The organism is Vibrio alfacsensis, from assembly GCF_019670485.1.
GTDB lineage: Bacteria > Pseudomonadota > Gammaproteobacteria > Enterobacterales > Vibrionaceae > Vibrio > Vibrio alfacsensis.
This window is the reverse complement of sequence record NZ_AP024168.1, coordinates 43,247-61,879: the sequence shown is the minus strand read 5'-3', so window position 1 is coordinate 61,879 and position 18,633 is coordinate 43,247. Positions and strand designations below refer to the sequence as shown.

The 18,633-nt window shown below is 45.6% G+C and carries 15 protein-coding genes; 4 read left to right on the top strand and 11 right to left on the bottom strand.

Features of this window, described 5'->3' with window-relative positions; translation table 11 throughout:
• Nucleotides 1–489 precede the first annotated feature (489 nt).
• The 8 genes from VA249_RS23320 to VA249_RS23285 all read right to left on the bottom strand — a co-directional run bounded on the left by VA249_RS23320 (nucleotide 490) and on the right by VA249_RS23285 (nucleotide 10,233).
• On the bottom strand, nucleotides 490–1,125 hold the full coding sequence (locus tag VA249_RS23320) for a nuclear transport factor 2 family protein (RefSeq protein WP_221072578.1): 636 nt from the start codon (nucleotides 1,123–1,125) through the stop codon (nucleotides 490–492).
• A gap of 10 nt (nucleotides 1,126–1,135) precedes the next feature.
• A complete protein-coding gene (locus VA249_RS23315; protein ID WP_221072577.1) occupies nucleotides 1,136–1,867 on the bottom strand; it encodes an SDR family NAD(P)-dependent oxidoreductase in 732 nt (243 codons plus the stop codon).
• A 15-nt stretch (nucleotides 1,868–1,882) separates the two neighbouring features.
• Nucleotides 1,883–3,016, bottom strand: a complete 1,134-nt coding sequence (locus VA249_RS23310; protein WP_225927170.1) for an alkene reductase — start codon at nucleotides 3,014–3,016, stop codon at nucleotides 1,883–1,885.
• Between the two features lie 10 nt (nucleotides 3,017–3,026).
• Nucleotides 3,027–3,842, bottom strand: coding sequence for an SDR family NAD(P)-dependent oxidoreductase (locus tag VA249_RS23305; protein ID WP_221072576.1), 816 nt, complete (start codon nucleotides 3,840–3,842; stop codon nucleotides 3,027–3,029).
• A gap of 144 nt (nucleotides 3,843–3,986) precedes the next feature.
• Nucleotides 3,987–5,585: a FadD3 family acyl-CoA ligase gene (locus VA249_RS23300; RefSeq protein ID WP_221072574.1), complete on the bottom strand. Its 1,599-nt coding sequence runs from the start codon at nucleotides 5,583–5,585 to the stop codon at nucleotides 3,987–3,989.
• Between the two features lie 29 nt (nucleotides 5,586–5,614).
• Nucleotides 5,615–7,372 carry an FAD-dependent oxidoreductase gene (locus VA249_RS23295; protein WP_221072572.1) on the bottom strand — a complete coding sequence of 586 codons (1,758 nt, stop codon included), beginning with the start codon at nucleotides 7,370–7,372 and terminating at the stop codon, nucleotides 5,615–5,617.
• A gap of 43 nt (nucleotides 7,373–7,415) precedes the next feature.
• The gene (locus tag VA249_RS23290) at nucleotides 7,416–9,131 is read right to left on the bottom strand and encodes a class I adenylate-forming enzyme family protein (RefSeq protein ID WP_221072570.1); all 1,716 of its coding nucleotides are present in this window, start codon (nucleotides 9,129–9,131) and stop codon (nucleotides 7,416–7,418) included.
• 13 nt (nucleotides 9,132–9,144) lie between these two features.
• On the bottom strand, nucleotides 9,145–10,233 hold the full coding sequence (locus VA249_RS23285) for an MBL fold metallo-hydrolase (protein ID WP_221072569.1): 1,089 nt from the start codon (nucleotides 10,231–10,233) through the stop codon (nucleotides 9,145–9,147).
• Nucleotides 10,234–10,481: 248 nt separating this feature from the next.
• On the opposite strand from VA249_RS23285, the gene VA249_RS23280 reads away from it, so the two are divergent.
• The 4 genes from VA249_RS23280 to VA249_RS23265 all read left to right on the top strand — a co-directional run bounded on the left by VA249_RS23280 (nucleotide 10,482) and on the right by VA249_RS23265 (nucleotide 15,437).
• Nucleotides 10,482–11,870, top strand: coding sequence for a spinster family MFS transporter (locus tag VA249_RS23280; protein ID WP_221072566.1), 1,389 nt, complete (start codon nucleotides 10,482–10,484; stop codon nucleotides 11,868–11,870).
• Entirely contained in the window at nucleotides 11,863–12,954 is a 1,092-nt protein-coding gene (locus VA249_RS23275) for an aromatic ring-hydroxylating dioxygenase subunit alpha (RefSeq protein WP_221072564.1), read from the top strand. The genes VA249_RS23280 and VA249_RS23275 overlap by 8 nt, the downstream gene beginning before the upstream one ends.
• Before the next feature lie 207 nt (nucleotides 12,955–13,161).
• Nucleotides 13,162–14,361, top strand: coding sequence for a ParA family protein (locus VA249_RS23270; RefSeq protein WP_128813537.1), 1,200 nt, complete (start codon nucleotides 13,162–13,164; stop codon nucleotides 14,359–14,361).
• Complete coding sequence (locus VA249_RS23265; protein WP_221072555.1) at nucleotides 14,361–15,437, top strand: ParB family protein; 1,077 nt, start codon at nucleotides 14,361–14,363, stop codon at nucleotides 15,435–15,437. The genes VA249_RS23270 and VA249_RS23265 overlap by 1 nt, the downstream gene beginning before the upstream one ends.
• A 448-nt stretch (nucleotides 15,438–15,885) precedes the next feature.
• Here VA249_RS23265 and VA249_RS23260 read toward each other — a convergent pair whose 3' ends face one another.
• Genes VA249_RS23260 through VA249_RS23250 form a run of 3 tightly spaced genes read right to left on the bottom strand, consistent with a single transcriptional unit; the run spans nucleotide 15,886 to nucleotide 18,623 of the window.
• Nucleotides 15,886–16,665 (bottom strand): SDR family oxidoreductase, encoded by a 780-nt coding sequence (locus VA249_RS23260; protein WP_210205301.1) that lies wholly within the window; start codon nucleotides 16,663–16,665, stop codon nucleotides 15,886–15,888.
• Nucleotides 16,666–16,687: 22 nt separating this feature from the next.
• Nucleotides 16,688–17,710 carry a 4-hydroxy-2-oxovalerate aldolase gene (dmpG, locus tag VA249_RS23255; RefSeq protein WP_221072553.1) on the bottom strand — a complete coding sequence of 341 codons (1,023 nt, stop codon included), beginning with the start codon at nucleotides 17,708–17,710 and terminating at the stop codon, nucleotides 16,688–16,690.
• Nucleotides 17,711–17,720: 10 nt separating this feature from the next.
• Complete coding sequence (locus VA249_RS23250) at nucleotides 17,721–18,623, bottom strand: acetaldehyde dehydrogenase (acetylating) (protein ID WP_128813540.1); 903 nt, start codon at nucleotides 18,621–18,623, stop codon at nucleotides 17,721–17,723.
• Nucleotides 18,624–18,633 lie beyond the last annotated feature (10 nt).

The following is an 18,633-nucleotide window of genomic DNA, read 5'->3' as shown; positions in this document are numbered from 1 at the left end:
AAACTTAGTTGACGAAAACTCCGTATTTACTCTACTAAAAGCAAAACTCAGGCCACTATTTTTATTTAATAAATACATTAACTTATAGTGATAATTATGTTTCACTGTAAAATAAACTGACAGTAACAAGAACGGTGGGTTCGTCCATCCATTACCATTTGCTTACCTGTTTACATTGTTAAAAACCTGAGGGGATTTACTTCGACATGCTAAGTTTTACTCAATATCACAAACGTCTTGTCGCAAAAATCTGTTTGTTTTCAGCTGCGGTCTGTCTTCAATTTAGCTCATTCTTTACCACCGAAAGAATCATTGGTTACCCGTTTAATTTCCTCTCTTACAGTGGTAAAGCTGAAACGTACTTTTTCTCCCTTTCTAGACTCTTTTACTCGTCTGTTTTTTGGGCTTTTACGACTTTGATCTTTCTAATCTTTATTAAACAATGTTTTCCAGACAGATCGAGAACAAATAGGTCAAATAAAAGTTAGACTAACGCACGCGAATCTTTGGCGCAGGTGTATCGCGACGCATCGTTAAAAGAAACTGATCCACTGGCGCCGGAGTTGCAACCTGAGGCAATTCGCCATCTTGAGGTCTAGTACGCCAAAATAACTCCCAGGTGGGAAACAGGTCATGAAACGTACCATTGTAAGGTTCGCGGCCAGGCCAACGCATTTTCATATTTCCAATTGGTGGCCGATTGAGATCGCTTGCGTACCAATAACAAGGCAAACGACGACGGAAAAACCACTCTCCATTGACACGCTCATAGTCATCCCAATAGAGCATTTGCATTGTGACCCATTCAGGACCGGTCTCGTGTTCATTTTTAGAGTAGACCACACCAATGGCGTGGTCTTCATCGATAAACTCAATAATGTGTTGACCAATATGATGCGAAGTGCCAGTAAACTGGTCGCGTAACGTTTGATCAACCCAAGCTTTTAAATGTGCTCTTCCGACCTTATTTCTGCCAACTCGAATATCTTCAGCAAACAACCCAACATGGGCATCGAGATCGCGCATATCTAGTGAGAGCGCGTATTTCCCTGCTAACTGACGAATGGCTTCAGTGGACTCGAGTCGGTCCAGTCGTTGCTCGAGCGTGATGTTTAATTGCGTCATGACCTACCCTCTATATAAACGCCATTCCACCATTCACAGCGATGTTCTGTCCGGTAACAAATGCAGCATCATCACTGGCCAAGAAGCTGGCAACTTTTGCAATGTCTTCACTCTCACCCATTCGACCGAGAGGGATCGCATCAACCATTGCCTGAGTCCATTCATCAGGAATATCAGCCATCATTGGTGTATTCGTCGGCCCGGGTACGATGGTATTGACTCGAATACCGTTTGGAGCAAGCTCTCGTGCGATACTGCGAGTTAGCCCCATCACGCCAGCTTTAGATGCACAATAATGGCTTGGTCCCTCGCCAGTCATTGCCGCCGTACTAGCCACGTTGATGATGCTACCTTTTCCTTGCTCAAGCATCACTTTGGCACCCTCACGACAGCAAACAAACGTCCCCGTTAAGTTCACACCAATCACTTTTTGCCAATTCTCATCGGGAGTATCTATAAAGGCATCAACAGAGCCTACGCCTGCGCAGTTGACCATAATATCAACCTTTCCGAATGTTCGAGCAACGGTTGCCATTGCATCTCGAACAGAACTGCTATCGGAAACGTCACAACCAATACCAATCACGTTACCACCCCAAACCTCAGCAGTAGCACACGCTGCAGACTCGTTAATATCAATCGCGGCCACTTTTGCCCCTTGCTGTGCAAACTGCTTTACTACTGCTTGTCCAATCCCTTGACCAGCCCCAGTGACCCATACCACTTTTCCTTGATGTTTCATATTGATACTCCCTTACTATTTGATAACTGATGATTTGCGATGGTCTGCCCGCGGATAGTCGATATAGCCTTTTTCACCCGCGGTATATAAAGTTCCACGATCAAACTTCGCCAACTCATGATTATTCTGGGTGCGCGTAACAAAATCTGGATTGGCAATAAAGTGGCGTGCAAACGAGACAGCGTCTCCCACACGGTTTTGAATAGCGCTCTTTGCTGATGCAGCATCAAAGCCATCATTAAGGATAATCGCGCCAGAAAAATGCTCTTTTACTAACGCAAATGCATCAATTTCTTCCGTTGGTGCCCGCATAACGTGAACATATGCTAACGCCAAATGACGACTTGCTTGCAATAACTTGATATGACTTTCTACTGGGTTGCTATCCTGCGTATCGTTATATTGGTTGCCCGGATTGATCCTCAAACCCACTCGATTGGGAAACACCTCCGTCATGGCCTGCATGCACTCAACAGCAAAACGAATCCGGTTGTCAGTCGTCCCCCCATATTCATCAGTGCGCGTGTTGGTACTACTGCACAAAAATTGCATTGGAAGATAACCACTGGTGCAATGCAGCTCAACACCGTCAAATCCAGCTAATTTGGCATTTTTCGCCGCTTGACGGTGTTCTTCAATGACCACTTTGACCTCTTGTGTCGACAGTGCTCTAGGTACATCAAAGGCCTGCATACCAGCAGAGTCAGTATAGACAGAGCCATCTGCTTGAATCGCAGATGGGGCTACCGTTTCCGTCCCTTTTGGTTTGATGTAACGGCTTCCAATCCGGCCAGAGTGCATGATTTGCAGAACGATCTTTCCACCTTGTTGATGTACCGCATCGGTCACCTTTTGCCAAGCTTCAATATGCTCTGACGTTTCAATACCCGGTTGGCGACAATAGGCTTGCCCTGTTACGGTGGGCCATGTCCCTTCTGCCACGATCAAACCTGCACTTGCACGTTCAGCATAATACTTAACCATCATCGCAGTTGGCGTGCCATTTGAGCTCGCTCTATTGCGTGTCATTGGTGCCATGACTATTCGGTTTTTGATTGGAATATCACCAAGTGATATCGGATTGAATAAACTTACCGTGTGATCAGATGGAGCATTCATCAACGTATCTTCACTAAATTGCGTTGTCATTGAGCACCTCCTAATCGAGTGCTGTAATCAACGCAGCCGCTCGGCCACCATCGACGGGTAAGTTAACCCCTGTAATATAGCTTGAGTCGTCACTGGCCAAAAAGCCGATCGCAGCCGCCAGTTCATGAGGTTGTCCAACTCGGCCCATTGGGATGAGTCGCTCCGTTTTACGTTTCGCCTCATCATCAGACAGCATTCCTTGTGTAGCAGGAGTTTCAACCACTGACGGCATCACACAATTCACACGAATACCAAAAGGCGCGCCCTCTACAGCAGCGGCTCGGGAGAAATTAATCACCGCGGCTTTGGATGCGCTATAACCCGACATATAGGCAGTCCCTAGCTCGCCGCAAATAGAGGATAGGTTTATGATCGAACCTCCGCGCTCTTTCATGAGTTTCATCGCGCTGCGGGTCGCCCAAAATGTACCATCAACCGATGTGGTGAAGTTCGCATGCCAGTCTTCAGTGGTCATCTCCTCAATCGCTCCCCAAGTGAAAGCCATGGCATTGTTTACCAAGATATCAAGCTGACCATGCTCGCTGACCACTCCCTCTAGTGTTTCCACGATGGCTTGCTCAGAACTGACATCACAGACTTTTGCTTGTGCCTGCCCCCCAATTTTCTGAATACGAGTAACCACTTGATTCAATGATTCTTCTGAACGACCACAAATAATGACTTTTGCACCTTGTATTGCTAGGTATTCAGCGGTGGCAGCACCAATACCACTACCTCCACCGGTAACAAACGCCACTTTATTACCAAGTCGTAGATTGCCTTTCGGTTGAGTATCGCCTTGCGCTGGCTGATGTGAATACGTCATAAGTCCTCCTCACCAGTTCGGTGATCAGTTAGATAATTAAAAGAGGAGAAACCCAGATATCGCGTTAAATTATGCAGGGCCTATCCTGTAGGAAAGCACCAAATGCGTTACAGTCTGCATGGTATGATTTTTTTTAATGCCTAGCTAAGCATTAAGATTAAACTGTTGAACCAACTCGTTCTTGAGTACTTTGTTCGATGCATTGACAGGCAAGCTGTCAACAAATCGGACGTAACGAGGAACTTTATAATTTGACATCCTCTCTCGAGACCAACGGATCACTTCCGCCTCATCTAACGTACAACCATTTTTCACCACGATATAAGCACAACCAACCTCACCCATTCGCTCATCCGGAACGCCTATCACGGCCGACTGTTCAATTTGCTGATTCTCAGCCAGTGCCGCTTCAATCTCCGCGGGATAGCAGTTAAACCCGCCAACAATGAACATATCTTTTATACGTCCCGTAATCTTAAGGTTGCCATCAGCATCAAGTTCCCCGATATCACCGGTATGCAGCCAATGGTTCTCGTCTATCGTGTCAGCGGTTGCCTTAGGGTCTTCAAAATACGCTTTCATCACATGAAACCCGCGAATACAGACTTCCCCTGATTGGCCTTTAGGTAATGCATTTCCATCTTGATCAAAAATCGCTACCTCTGTGCCATCAATGGCAGATCCACTCGTCTGAGCAATCACATCCGCTGATGATGTCGGGTCGCATATTGTCGCTAGACCACCGCATTCTGTCAGCCCATAGGCAGTGGTGACCGTTTCTATGCCTAATGTATTTCTCATGGATTCAATCAGAACCGGAGGAATGGTTGATGCCCCAGTAACAGCAACGCGCAAACTTGATAAGTCTCTATGCTCTAACGTTGGATGCGCCAACAGCGACAAATACAGCGTTGGCGGGCCCGGAAGAATATTGATACGCTCGGATTCAATTCGGTGTAATACGGTATCGGCATCAAAGACTTGCTCAGGCAAAATCGTCGTCCCGGCCAGTAATCCAGCAACCCATCCCGCCTTATAGCCAAATGTATGGAAAAATGGGTTGATTACTAGGTAACGCTCGCCTGGTTTAAGTTTCAACACGCGAACGTACTCTCGAAAGGCTTGAATACAAGCACGGTGAACGCTGACCACTCCTTTTGGTTTACCCGTTGTACCAGAAGTAAACATCAAGTCTGATGCGTCACTCGGTTTAAGATCAGCCAAGCGTTCGAGTAATTGTGATTCTGATGTAGCATCACCACGAAATATCATGTCCCCCCAATCAAGCATTTGGGGCTTGAGCGGTGCTGCCCTTGAACTCATGACAACGATTTTTTCAAGGCACGTAGGTGCAGATTGTTGTATTTCGTGCGCATAATCTTTTGAAAGAAAGTCACCGACACACAATAAAACCTTTGCGCCACTTCTCTCGATGATCGCTTTGGCTTCTAATGCTTTCATTCGCGTATTGAGGGGGACTAAAACTGCCCCCGCCATTTGCAATCCAATGGCGGCTAAAATCCAACGCAGTGAGTTGGGAGCCCAAATCGCAACGCGATCACCTTTTTCGACCCCCAAACTCATCAATCCTTTTGCGACTTCAAACGTTTTGCTAGGTAGCTCTGCATAGGAAAGGCTTTCTTTTCCATCACGAATTGCGGTTATCTCCGCATATTTAGATGCAGCTTCAATCACGATACTTGGGATCGTATCGGCCTGAAGCTCAATGGCTAACTTATCCATGTTATTTCTCTTTTTCTCACTCACATGCGTTATGCAACCGTACGTTGATGCTCAGACAGTTCCGATTTCGTTTTCATTTCTGCAATATAACGAGCAGCGATATATCCAAACGTCATCGCCGGGCCTAATGTCGATCCCGCCCCCGGGTAACTTTTACCCATAACCGAGGCAGAGCAGTTCCCAATCGCGAATAGTCCCTCAATCCGTGTCTTGTCGTCGCGTAACACACAAGCATTTTCATCGGTAACTAAACCACCTTTTGTTCCAATATCGCCGGCTTGAAGTTTCATTGCGTAATACGGACCTTTATCGATAGGGGCAAGGCATGGATTGGGCTTAATGTTCATATCACCGTAGTAGCGATCGAATACGTTTCCACCTCGTCCAAAATCACTATCCACTCCAGTCTGAGAGAATTTATTCACTCTTTGAACCGTCTGTTTTAACCCATCAGCATCGATATCAATCTGTTGGGCTAACTCCTCTAATGAGTCCGCTTTCCAATACAAGTTTTCATGCCAGTCTTTCGGCAATCGACTATCAGGCATAATTTGTGCGGGCATCAAAGGGCCCATCGCATAGTTGAATCGGAACTTCGCATCAAAAATGACCCAAGCGGGGATGTTCTTTCCACCGGTTTGCTGATGGTCTTGATACATCGCTTTGCCAAATTCCAAATACGGGGCCGCTTCGTTATAAAAGCGCTTACCTAAGCCATTTACCACTATCGCACCAGGGAATGCTCGCTCAGCAAATACCCCTCGAGATTCATCTTCACGAGGAACTGAAAACGTCGGCGACCACCAACACCAATCAAGCAAATCCGTTGCAGCACCTTGTCGCATGCCAGCTTCAAGCGCTGCGCCAGAATTCGCATCTTTCGGAGTGGCACTCCATGATTTTTGAGTGGGCTGGGCAAGGTATTTTTCACGTAACGCTTGGTTTTGCTCAAAACCACCGCTTGCCAGTATCACCGCCTTATTCGAACGAATAACAATGGGCTGTCCATTCTGATTCGCTTCTATACCAATAACCCGACCGTGATCAACCATTAAATCGGTTAACGCGGTATTAAGCAGCAAAGGAATTTCGCGATCTTGCATACCTTTTCGTAATGATGCTACCAAGGAGCTACCAAGACCAGCGAAGCGATCTCGTTTACCTTTTTTACGTTGGCGAAAATCAAATTGATAACGCAACATTCGACGTAAGAGTAACCAACGCCAACCTCGCTCTCGCGCCATGGCTTTGTGCGCGTCTCTTGCGGTCCAAGCAATTTTTCCCATCAGTAACGTAGAGCGAGAGGCTTGACGCAAATGGTCAATTTCGTCTCCCAAACATGAAGTATCAAACAGCTCTGGATCTAGGGTTCGGCCACCTGGCAATGCCCCATCTAAATGTGGGTAGTAATCTGGATATTTTTCAGCAACAGCATAAGAAACCGGAGTATGGGTTTCTAAGTAGCGGATCATTTTCGGCGCATTATCTAAGTAGGCATCGAGCTTTTTCTTATCGACATCACCTTGAGTAGACGCTTGCAAATATGTCATCGCGAGTTGATAACTATCTTGACCACCTTTGGCTTTAAAATGGTCATTATTTGGGATCCAAATACCACCGCCAGAAAGCGCCGATGTCCCCCCAAACTTGTCCGTTTTTTCGATAACTACCACCGATAAACCTTGGTCAGCAGCAACAATAGCCGATGACATGGCTCCAGCTCCCGAGCCTACCACCACTACATCGTAACTTTGCAACGAAGATACTGAGCGTTCTGTCTGTTTCATCCCTTATCCTTTTGATCCGCTAAATTCCGAAATTGCCATCGCATTAACTTGCCGCAAGAATCGCGTCAGTCTTTACCGAGAATTCACGCTTGATTTCTTTTCTGAGTAATTTGCCCGCAGGACTTCGCGGCAATTCACGTTCAAGGACATGGATTTGAGACGGAATTTTGTAACTCGCTAAGTGCTCGGAAACAAAATGCTTGAGCTGCGCTTCAGTGATATGCTCATGTTGAACAAGAGACACCACTGCAATCACCGCTTCTCCTGTCATTTCATCTTCAATACCAAATACGGCGGCTTCTTTCACTGCGCTATTTCTCTGGAGACAAGATTCCACTTCTTGGGGCGATACTTTCTCTCCATTACGATTAATTAGCTCTTTCAAACGACCAACAATAAATAGGAAGTTATCCTCGTTGCGATAGCCTAGATCCCCAGTGGCTAACCAACCATCGCGTAACACTTCAGCGGTTCCTTGAGGATTACCTAGATACTCTTTCATGACAGAAACCCCTTTAAGCCAGATCTCGCCAACTTCGTTTGGCGGTAATTCCTGCCCAATCGGGTCCACGATTTTGACTTGCATAATAGGAGAGATCACACCTGAGCTGTCTCGATGCTGGCGAAATAAATCACCGGAAACTGCGGATGCGACGCCATTACTTTCCGTCATGCCAAAGCCAATTCCAATCATTTGATCCGGCATGACCTTAAATACATGTTCCATTAACGATTCAGGCACACCTGCGCCACCGAAACCTAGTCCAATCAATTGCTGTATCATGGCTTGTTTATCTGGGTGCGGTTCTCTAAAGAGCTGAAGTAGCATTGATGGAGCACAATTAAACTGGGTCACTTGCTCGGTTTTCATCAATTCGTAGGCGGCATTTGTATCCCACTTGTGCATAAACACCAAGCGCGTGCCATTACGTAACGCCGTCAAAAACTGAGCATGCAATCCGCTAACATGAAAGAGAGGCACTGCTGACAAAATGACTGGCGACATGCCTTTCTCCATGATTTTTTTTACTTTTTCTGGAGAACTCATTCCCGACAGAGCAGAAATAAAGTCAATATTGAACAAAGATTGGCACACCGCTTTTTGACTTGATACCACCGCTTTAGCGCGGCTTGTTGTACCTGAGGTAAACAAAATCAGCGCAGAGTCCTCACTACTCACGTCCGGCATTGGTAAAGGTTCGACAGTTGTGTCCACTTGCTCAATGATCGTTTGATAAGCCATTGCTAAATCATCGTTATTGTTCTTGTCGTCCACGACGATGATGCGACATCCCTCAACACTCGTGTCACCCTCGATTCTAACAAAACGGTCTTTATCACAGACTAGCAATGCAGGTTGTATATCTTCTAACGCAGCTTGGAGCTCTTCTTTACGTCCAAAACTATTCAAAGGGGCTGGAATAGCGCCAATACGAGCTGCGGCACAAAATGCGATTGCCCACTCAGGGCGATTTCGACACGCGATAGCAACAACGCTGCCCTGCTTAATACCTTGTGCAATCATCCAATGAGACAAGGTATCTAACTCTCGGTAAAAGCGTTGAAAGCTCCAACGATCTTGTTGGTAAACCATAAAGCAGGCGTCATCGTCACGTCTTGCCGTCTCTATTACCTGTGGCAAACTAATCGGGGCGTTACGGTATGCGAACACACCATCACTGTCTTGCTGTAACGCAAATGGGCTCTCATCTGAGGTAAGTTGCGCCACTAACTGGCTGAGTGGGACATCCCGTTCCATAGACCAATCTCCTTTAGGTAAGCGAATCAATAGCAAATGTCAGGCGGTAAGTTATCTCACCCTTATCTGCACTTATCTGTTTTTCTAGCTTTGTCTCATTGAGTAAGTAGTTAATGTGTGCAGCTGTCTCTCCTAACGCCAACATGGTATTCATGGCATTCATTTCTCGAGAAAACAAGCTCCGCATTAACTGATATAACGAACAGTCACCTTGATCTTTTAGTGTGTCCAATAATCGATTGAGTCGTTTCTGATGCAAGGCATGCAGTTCTTTCGAGCGCTGCTGGATGCCAACGAACAAGCCACCGTGAGAGGGCAGAACCTGTGTATCATCGGGTAGCGCACTCAATTTATTCAATGATGCTAACCAACCACGCAGCGGGTCGGCATCAGGTTCTATTTCGTTCACAAAGATGCTACTGCTGATATCAGGAAGCAATTGGTCACCTGCAATCAACAATCCGTCCTGTGCATTATAAAGACAGATGTGCTCCGGGGAATGCCCCTCACCAATCATCACTAGCCAAGATCGCCCACCAATAGTAAACACATCTCCCTCTCGTACGCGGCAGTATTTTGTTGGGTAGAGAGCGGACAAAGTGTCTTGTTCGACCATCGCCAGAATCTTATCAATATCGTTATGTGGCACCCCATGACATGTATAAAACGGCTTGAGCGTATCCTTGACCCTTTTTTGTCGAGATTCTGCCAAGGTTCTCATCCATAAATATTCCCCAGACGTCATGTAGAGAGGAATATTGAACGTCTTCATCAACCAATCAGCGAGGCTGGCATGATCATAATGAAAGTGAGTACAAATGAGCCCTTTAAGCGGTTTGTTCGCGAGACAATCCGCAGCGATACGAGTCCAAATATCTCTCACCTTGTCACTGGCCAGCCCAGTATCAATGACATACCAACCATCATTATCTTCCAATAGATAAACGTTTATGTGATCCAAACCTAAATCCATTGGCATACGAAGCAAATAAATTCCATCAGAGACAGGAACAAGTACACCGAACTCCGAAGAGGCAAGAATGTAGCGAAGCGCTTGCTCTTGAGGTTCGGATTTTACTGGCTGTAAACGCTCAATCGTCACGAAGTTTCCTCTCTAATTTATTCACCCAAATCGAAACGTTATCAAAATGTAAACAAATCTTGGGGAAAGTAATACGTCCAAAAGGACGATGTTTAAAATTCCAAACACTCTATCTTCTATCTACAACAGACAGGCTCACTGACAGAAGCGCGTTCTTTTCGCTTTCCAATGCCGTGATCCCGATGATGATGTTTAAAACATGGCCCACCGGATCATTCCGGTGGCTTTCTTACGGATAGGAGAGAAGTATGATTCCATCATCAAATAACAACGTAAATTGGCGGACCCATACCACGTTGTTACTTCTCGCTCTGATTTACGTCTTTTCATACATTGACCGTAATGTAATAGCGATTCTCATTGAACCGATAAAACAAGAATTCGGCGCATCAGACACCATGATGGGGCTACTTTCAGGCCTCGCTTTTGCAACCGTTTACTCATTACTTAGCTTGCCACTCAGCCACATCGCAGATAAAGGCGTAAATCGTCGTAATATGGTGGCCATTTGTTGTGGCCTATGGAGTATTGCGACGGTTCTTTGTGGTGCAGTACAAAGTTTTTGGACGGCGTTACTCGCACGAATGGGAGTTGCGGTAGGTGAGGCCGGCGGAATGGCGCCCTCAATTTCGATGCTCTCTGAGTTGTACCCTAAAAACCGTCGTTCATTAGTGATCAGCATATTCATGATGGGCCCGCATCTTGGCCTGCTGCTTGCGATGATTATCGGTGGTTGGATTGCACAAGAATATGGTTGGCGTATGGTGTTTTTCGTATTTGGTGCACCCGGCATTGTACTTGCCGTTTTGCTCTACTTCTTTGGTATAGAGCCAAAGAGAAGCACCGAAGCGCCACAAGAGTCAGCTCAACCCCACCATTCACTACGTTCGCAACTGTCTTCTATTATTGCTGCGCCAGGTTTTATCTGGCTCGCTTTAGGCTGTGCATTAGCAGGCACAGCCGGATACGGATATGTGATCTGGGCACCGACGTATTTAGTTCGTACTCAAGAAATGTCATTGGCGAGCGCTGGTTTGATTTTTGGCATTGCAAGCGGTGTCAGCGCCTGTATTGGCAGCCTATTTAGCGGCGTATGTTGCGATCGCTTAGTTCAAAAGCAATATCGCTGGCAAATACTATTCCCTATGCTAGGTATTTTACTGAGTTTCCCTGCTGGTATTGCGTTGATTCTATGGCCATCAGATCTCAGCATCGAATTACTCGGGTTCGCGATTTCACCTAGCTTCATATTTATTGCGCTCTTCGCTTTCTTTAATTCATGGTGGCCTAGCTTGTCTTATGCGGCAGTCAGCCAAATTGTCGGTTCCAGTCAGCGAGCAAGTGCGGCCGCCTTACTCAATCTATTTTTAACCTTATTTGGAGCGGGACTGGGGCCACTTCTTACCGGCGGACTCAGTGACTACTTTGGTGACAATGGCCTCGCCAATGCACTCTTAGTGACATTCTCTCTATTTTTACTATCAGCATTCTTTTATCTAATTTCATCATTCTACTATCGACCAGTACAAGATGACGAGCACTTACACAAGGCCGCATCCCCTACTCTTTCAAATGCACACCAAGCAGAGCCGAATATAACGGATACAAATTATCAACAAGGAGAAAATCATGGCTAAAACCGAAGACTACCGCCTAGGGGAATTTACGTTTCCAAGAGGCTGGTTCATGATCGCGACTTCTGAAGACATCAACCAACCTAAACCTGTTGCCGTTCGATTCTTTGGTCGTGATTTTGCCCTATATCGAGGACGAGCGACTGGGCGTGTTGTATTACTTGATGCCTATTGTCCGCACATGAAAACGCATTTAGCCGCCGAAAATGACACTTCCTACGTCATCATCGACGGAGGTGGCACGAATATCGACGGAGATGGTATCCGCTGCCCATATCACGCATGGCGTTTTGGTCCAGATGGTAAAGTTGATGATATCCCATACCATGATGGTCCAATTCCTAAAACAGCGTGTGTTAAGTCTTGGCCAGTAGTGGAAAGCATGGGCGCAATTTGGGTTTGGTACGATCCAGAAAATGGCGATCCAGAATGGGACCACCCATCATTACCACAATGGGATGACGAAGCGTGGGTACAGTGGAAATTTGATGACCTAGGCGAGCTTGAACAGCACCCACAAGAAATCATCGATAACATTTGTGATTACGGCCATTTAAGCCCTATTCACGGTTCCACCGTTCAACGCTATGAAAATGAATTTAAAGGCCACCAAGCGATTCAACGTCAATGTGGCCCACATAGAACACTCGTTGGTGATGACGGCGTAAGCCCTGTCCTACACACTATCACGACCTACCATGGGCCAGGCGTATTGCTGTCTAATTTGACAGGCTACTATGAGTCTGTCCTGATGATCACACATACACCAGTTGAGGATGGCAAGGTCCATGTTTGGCATGGGTTATTAGTCAAATCCCCAAGTGGAAAAGAAAAAGCAAGCGTCGAGGACACCATCTCCGCTCGCCAGTTTCAAGAGGCCAGTAAACTTGCTTTTGCGCAGGACTTCGAAGTTTGGACAAACAAAGCGGCGTGCTTGAACGGTCTTTTCCTACCAAGTGACGGTCCGTTTATGAAAGCTCGTATTTGGTACAAACAATTTTACAATCCAAGAGCACGCAAACAAGAATTCTTAGATAAGTGCGAAGGAGTCTACGTGCCAAAAGGGGCCACAGCCTATCACGACTAAGCGTCAAGGCCTTTATCGACTCCGATAAAGGCCTATTTCTGAACCATCCATACTTCATTTATCCACCCCGATCTTTTCCAGATAGTCCCTCACCCCTATTTGTACAAAAGTTGCACACGTCTCGTTTTTCAAAATATCCATCATTTTTTACTACCACACTCAAAAAATAAGGGATATACTTGTTGCGATTACGAGGTGGAGAAAGATATGGACACTCAACAAACGACAGCAACTTTTCAATCACTAAAAGATGGCGCGGATTCTTACATCAAACGCCGCAACCTACGTCTTTTAGCTAATCATCGCAAAGAGTTACGTAACTTTACTCGCGCAGAAGCTTCTACTTACTTAGGTATTGACGCAAAAACCCTAGATAAGTACGTCGCAGCCGCCAACATTGATCCACGCCGACATGAAGACTCTCAGTGGAATATCGACATTGAAGAAATGTATCGTGTACGCGATTTGTTGCCAGAAACCCTTCGTAAAGAAAACAAGTTCATCCGCAGCAACGATCAAAAGTTACAAGTTGTCGTTATCCAAAATCAGAAAGGTGGTGTGGGTAAAACAGTGTCCGCGGCGACCATCGCGTCAGGCTTAGCAACAGAGTTTCATCAAGAGTACCGCATTGGTCTAATTGATATGGACGGTCAGGCGACACTATCAATGTACTACGCTCCAGAAGCGGAACAAGAGGGCAACCTTTCTGTTGGCGATTTGATGATGCGTAACTTCGAATTGGATGAAGGAGAAACATTCGACCAAGCGGTATCGGATGCTTTTCTTGCGACGACAATTCCTAACCTACGTATTTTACCTGCGTCCCAGACAGACCGAGCAATTGAAGGTTGGTTTCATGAGCAAGTGTTTAGCCACAAGCTTGCGTCACCATATTCTATCCTAAGCGATATTATTGACGCCGTTCGTGACGAGTTCGATATCATCATTATCGATACGCCTCCGTCTCTTGGTTATGCCACTTACAATGCTTACTTTGCAGCAACAAGCGTAGTATTCCCACTGTCTATCACTGAAAATGACATTGATGCGACCTGTTCTTACTTCAGCTATATCCCTCAAGTTTGGGCTCTTTTGGCGAACGCAAATCACCAAGGCTATGACTTCATGAAAATCATGCTGACTAACCATCGTGATAGCTCTACAACAACAGAATTGATGAACAGTCTTTACGACAATTTCGCACCTTATATCTACTCCAAAGAATTTAAACACAGTGAAGCCGTGCGTCAGGCATCGTCACTGCTTTCAACCGTTTTTGATATGTCAAAAAGTGAATACCCAAAAAGTAAAGCCACTTTCCAGTCTGCGCAGCAAAATAGTTACGAGGTAACAAGTCAAATCTTGCGCGATATTGTGAACGTTTGGCGTGAACAGGAGCAAGCATAATGGCTAAAAAACGTGGTGGTAGCCCTCTAGGAAATGCATTAGGCTCAGCTGAAGCACAGCAAGCAGCAGCACAAGCAAACTTAAACTCGCTAACTCGACAATTAAGTAACGAGCTAGAAAAAAGTGGGCACTCTCCCGCTGAGTACTTGCAAAAACAGTTTGGTATCGAATCTGTCGGCCAAAGTATGACATGGCAACTCGCGTCTGGTGAGTCTGCGACATTTAGCGAAGTAACCTTGTCATACGAACAAGTTCGTGATGACACTTACGTCACTTTTGATGTGAATGGTCGCGATCAGTCAATGCTTACAAAGGAATCACTTCAAGATCTTAACTCTCTAGAATTTCAACAATTCTACCCTGCTGTTGGCCGAGAAGTTGAAGGAAAGCTAGATATTTTAGATGGTTCACGTCGTCGTGCTTGGTTTTTGTTGCAAGAGGGGAAAGTTAAAGAATTTCGTATCTTAGTGACACAAGACCACATCTCTATTGCCGATGCAAAAGCTTTAGCCAAACAGCTACAAACGGCTAAAGAACACAACTTACGTGAAATCGGTAAGCAATGCTTGGCAATAAAACAATCCAATGAGGGTATTACTCAAGCTGAAATTGCCGCTCAAGTTGGGTTGAGTCAAGCAGGTGTGAGTAAGGCCATCAAAGCAGCAAGTATTGATGACGAACTTGTAAAACTATTCCCGGTGGTGAATGCTCTTTCACATCCCGATTACACTTTGCTTGATAAGGTAATGAAAGTTTGTTCAAACCCGGATATCTTGTCGGTGTTCATTCAGAATATCGAGCAAAAGCTTGTCAATATTCAGGCTGAATATTCTACACAAGACCAAAAAGATGCCATTGTTTCTTTGATTAAAAATGAATTAAAGATAGAAGAAGAAAAACAAGAAAAAGAGAAAGCGGAAATAACTACACTAGCCCAATTCAGCTCTAAGAGCATGTTTGCTCGCAAAAGAGTGAAAGGTCGTAACTTCTCTTATGAGTTTTCTCGTTTACCTAAATCTCTTCAAGAAGAGTTGGATCGAGCTATCACTCAGGTATTGGATAATCACAAAGCATAGTTTCTAGCTCAAGATAATGAACTCATAGCCAGTCTTTTATGACTGGCTTTTTTACACCAATATTTCATACCAAACGCAAATAGCAAATAGCAAATATTCTGAGTAGTACAGAAAAAAGCTATCGGGCAATATGCTACTTTCGCCCCATATTTCCAAGTACGACCAAGAAGCTTGGTTCAATGATAAAGACTTGCTTTGAAAACACAGCAACAATTTGAAGAACTAAAATGACACCTATCTCTCGAAAATTTGCATCCGTGGCGACGATAGGCAGGACGGCCTCATTGGGGTTAGCTTTTAACCAAAGAAAAAGGCTGTTATTTCGAAAATGAAATAACAGCCTTTACTTTAAAACTCACACCCTGAAGCTTAGTGCTCAGAGTTACCTGTAAACCTAGTGGTTAGTGTCAGACTTCGCGCCTAGAGGTTACTTGCTAAGATCAAAGCATCAGAATTGCTTTGCACGCATCATCGCATCCATACCACCATCAACGAACAGGACACTGCCACTAATAAAACTCGCCTTATCCGAAACCAAAAAGGACACTGCATTAGCAATTTCTTCTGGCTGTCCGTTGCGGCCAATTGGCGCAACAAAGTTTTTCACTGCTTCACCAAATCGAGGGTCATCTTTTGATGCTTGGTGTAGCGGCGTTTCCACAGCGCCGGGGGCAACAACATTTACACGAATGCCCTTACTTGCAATAGAAACTGACAACTTACGAGCCCACGCCGTCACCGCAAACTTAGACGCAGCATAAGCTAAATGTGTTGACCCTGAAGCCTCTGCAAGACGGTTTGCTTGCTGTTCATCGAAATCAAACATGGCTTGGGCAAGATCTGCTGTTTCTTTTTGTTGATGTGTGGCTGCAACAGAACCAATAACAACCACGGATGCATTTTCAGATTCAACCAACAATGGCGCTAAACCATCAACCAATTCAGTGACACCAAAGAAGTTAACACCAACAATAAGAGATGCCGATGGCGCTGTAACCCCCACACCAGCACAACAAATGATACCGTCAAGTTGACCATCACACAGACGTTGCGTTTCATCTATCGCAGATTGACGACCTACCTTAGAAGATAGGTCTGCTGCGATACGAGTAAATTTGCCGTCAGTCTTTTGGTCAATACCGATGATGCTATGCCCCTCGGATTCCAACATTCTACAAACTTGAGCACCGATTCCTGATGCTGAACCTGTGACTGCAATTGAGCCCATAACTACTCCTTAGTTTCATTTCTCACGCTGATTGTCTTGCCATCGTCATTGCGGTGTCATCAATCATATCTTCTTGGCCACCAACGGTACCTTGACGTCCTAATTCCATCAAAATGTCGCGTGCTGGAACCCCAAACTTAGCTTCTGCTCGTTTGGCAAACAACAAAAATGAGGAGTAAACACCGGCATAGCCAAGCGTCAACGCATCTCGATCAATTCGAATTGGCTGCTCCATAAATGGCGTCACAATATCTTCAGCCACATCCATTACTTTGTACAGATCAACACCATGATGGATACTCATTCGATTAAGTACCGCCACCATCACCTCCAGTGGTGTATTGCCAGCCCCTGCACCAAGGCCTGCGGAAGACACATCAATACGTATTGCCCCAGCGTCCATGGCAGCCAGCGAATTGGGAATACTCATTCCCAAATTATGATGACCATGAAAACCGATTTGGGTATCAGGCTTAAGCGCATCTCTAAGGCGAGCGATACGCGCAGTCACGTCCTCCGGCAGCATGTATCCTGCAGAATCAGTACAATAGATGCAGTTTGCACCATATGACTCCATAAGCTTTGCTTGTTCAACTAATGCCTCTGGAGAGGCCATATGCGCCATCATCAAAAAGCCGACGGTGTCCATCCCTAACTCACGAGCAAGCCCAATATGTTGCTGAGAAACATCAGCTTCAGTGCAGTGTGTCGCAACGCGAATGGTGCTAACCCCTAAGTCATGGGCCATACGTAAGTGATCTACCGTCCCAATACCCGGCAGTAACAGCGCGGATACTTTAGCTTGTTTCATCTTTGGAATCACTGCACTCAAGTACTCTTCGTCCGTATGTGCCGGGAAACCATAATTCAAGGAAGAACCACCTAAGCCATCACCGTGTGTCACCTCAATCAAAGGGATTCCGGCATCGTCTAGATTCGTCGCCACAGCAATCATTTCATCAAGGCTGATCTGATGGCGTTTCGCATGCATGCCATCACGAAGTGACATTTCATGCAAGATCACTTGTCTATTGTCTAAATCCATGGTGCGCTCCTTACACTGCAACGGATGATTCAATTTCTGACAACATATCAACAGCAAGCATTTCAGCTGTCTTTGCCGCTGAAGCCGTCATGATATCTAGATTGCCCGCATACTTAGGTAGGTAGTCCCCTAGCCCTTCCACTTCAAGAAAAATAGACACTTTATTACCATCAAAAATAGGGCCATTTTTGAGCGTATATCCGGGTACATAACGCTGAACATCTTGAATCATCGCATTCACTGACTCGGTAATTGCAGCTTGATCAGGCGTGTCTTTCGTCAAGCAATGGATCGTATCACGCATAATTAGTGGCGGTTCTGCTGGATTAATGATAATGATCGCTTTACCTGATTTTGCTCCCCCAACCTCTTCCACGGCTTGTGCAGTCGTTCGAGTGAACTCATCAACATTTTGTCGAGTGCCTGGCCCAACCGAACGAGAAGAAACGGTAGCAACAATCTCCCCGTATTCAACATCTTGCACTCGTGACACCGCCGCAACCATCGGTATGGTCGCTTGCCCTCCACACGTAACCATATTGACATTCATTATTGAATTCGGCAGTTTTTTTAAATTCACAGGGGGAACACAATAAGGACCTATCGCAGCAGGTGTCAGGTCAACCATCACTACACCCAGTGCATTCAGCTTACGAGAGTTTTCTTCATGTACATAAGCAGAGGTCGCATCAAAGGCAATCTTTATCTCGTCTTCTTCGACATGGGGAAGCAAACCATCCACTCCCATTGCGGTGGTTTTCAATCCAGCTTCTCTTGCTCTGGCTAACCCCTCGGATTGTGAGTCAATCCCGACCATCCAAACGGGTTCGAGCACCTCACTTCGTTGCAGTTTGTACAATAAATCTGTACCAATGTTACCGGAACCGATCAGAGCACATTTGATTTTATTCATTTGTCATTCC

Bases quoted from the DNA above. Each gene is read 5' to 3' on its own strand.
- VA249_RS23280 (WP_221072566.1), top strand. From the start codon at position 10,482: ATGATTCCATCATCAAATAACAACGTAAATTGGCGGACCCATACCACG.
- VA249_RS23290 (WP_221072570.1), bottom strand. From the start codon at position 9,131: ATGGAACGGGATGTCCCACTCAGCCAGTTAGTGGCGCAACTTACCTCA.
- VA249_RS23250 (WP_128813540.1), bottom strand. From the start codon at position 18,623: ATGAATAAAATCAAATGTGCTCTGATCGGTTCCGGTAACATTGGTACA.
- VA249_RS23275 (WP_221072564.1), top strand. From the start codon at position 11,863: ATGGCTAAAACCGAAGACTACCGCCTAGGGGAATTTACGTTTCCAAGA.
- dmpG (WP_221072553.1), bottom strand. From the start codon at position 17,710: ATGGATTTAGACAATAGACAAGTGATCTTGCATGAAATGTCACTTCGT.
- VA249_RS23295 (WP_221072572.1), bottom strand. From the start codon at position 7,372: ATGAAACAGACAGAACGCTCAGTATCTTCGTTGCAAAGTTACGATGTA.
- VA249_RS23260 (WP_210205301.1), bottom strand. From the start codon at position 16,665: ATGGGCTCAATTGCAGTCACAGGTTCAGCATCAGGAATCGGTGCTCAA.
- VA249_RS23310 (WP_225927170.1), bottom strand. From the start codon at position 3,016: ATGACAACGCAATTTAGTGAAGATACGTTGATGAATGCTCCATCTGAT.
- VA249_RS23265 (WP_221072555.1), top strand. From the start codon at position 14,361: ATGGCTAAAAAACGTGGTGGTAGCCCTCTAGGAAATGCATTAGGCTCA.
- VA249_RS23300 (WP_221072574.1), bottom strand. From the start codon at position 5,585: ATGGATAAGTTAGCCATTGAGCTTCAGGCCGATACGATCCCAAGTATC.
- VA249_RS23305 (WP_221072576.1), bottom strand. From the start codon at position 3,842: ATGACGTATTCACATCAGCCAGCGCAAGGCGATACTCAACCGAAAGGC.
- VA249_RS23315 (WP_221072577.1), bottom strand. From the start codon at position 1,867: ATGAAACATCAAGGAAAAGTGGTATGGGTCACTGGGGCTGGTCAAGGG.
- VA249_RS23320 (WP_221072578.1), bottom strand. From the start codon at position 1,125: ATGACGCAATTAAACATCACGCTCGAGCAACGACTGGACCGACTCGAG.
- VA249_RS23270 (WP_128813537.1), top strand. From the start codon at position 13,162: ATGGACACTCAACAAACGACAGCAACTTTTCAATCACTAAAAGATGGC.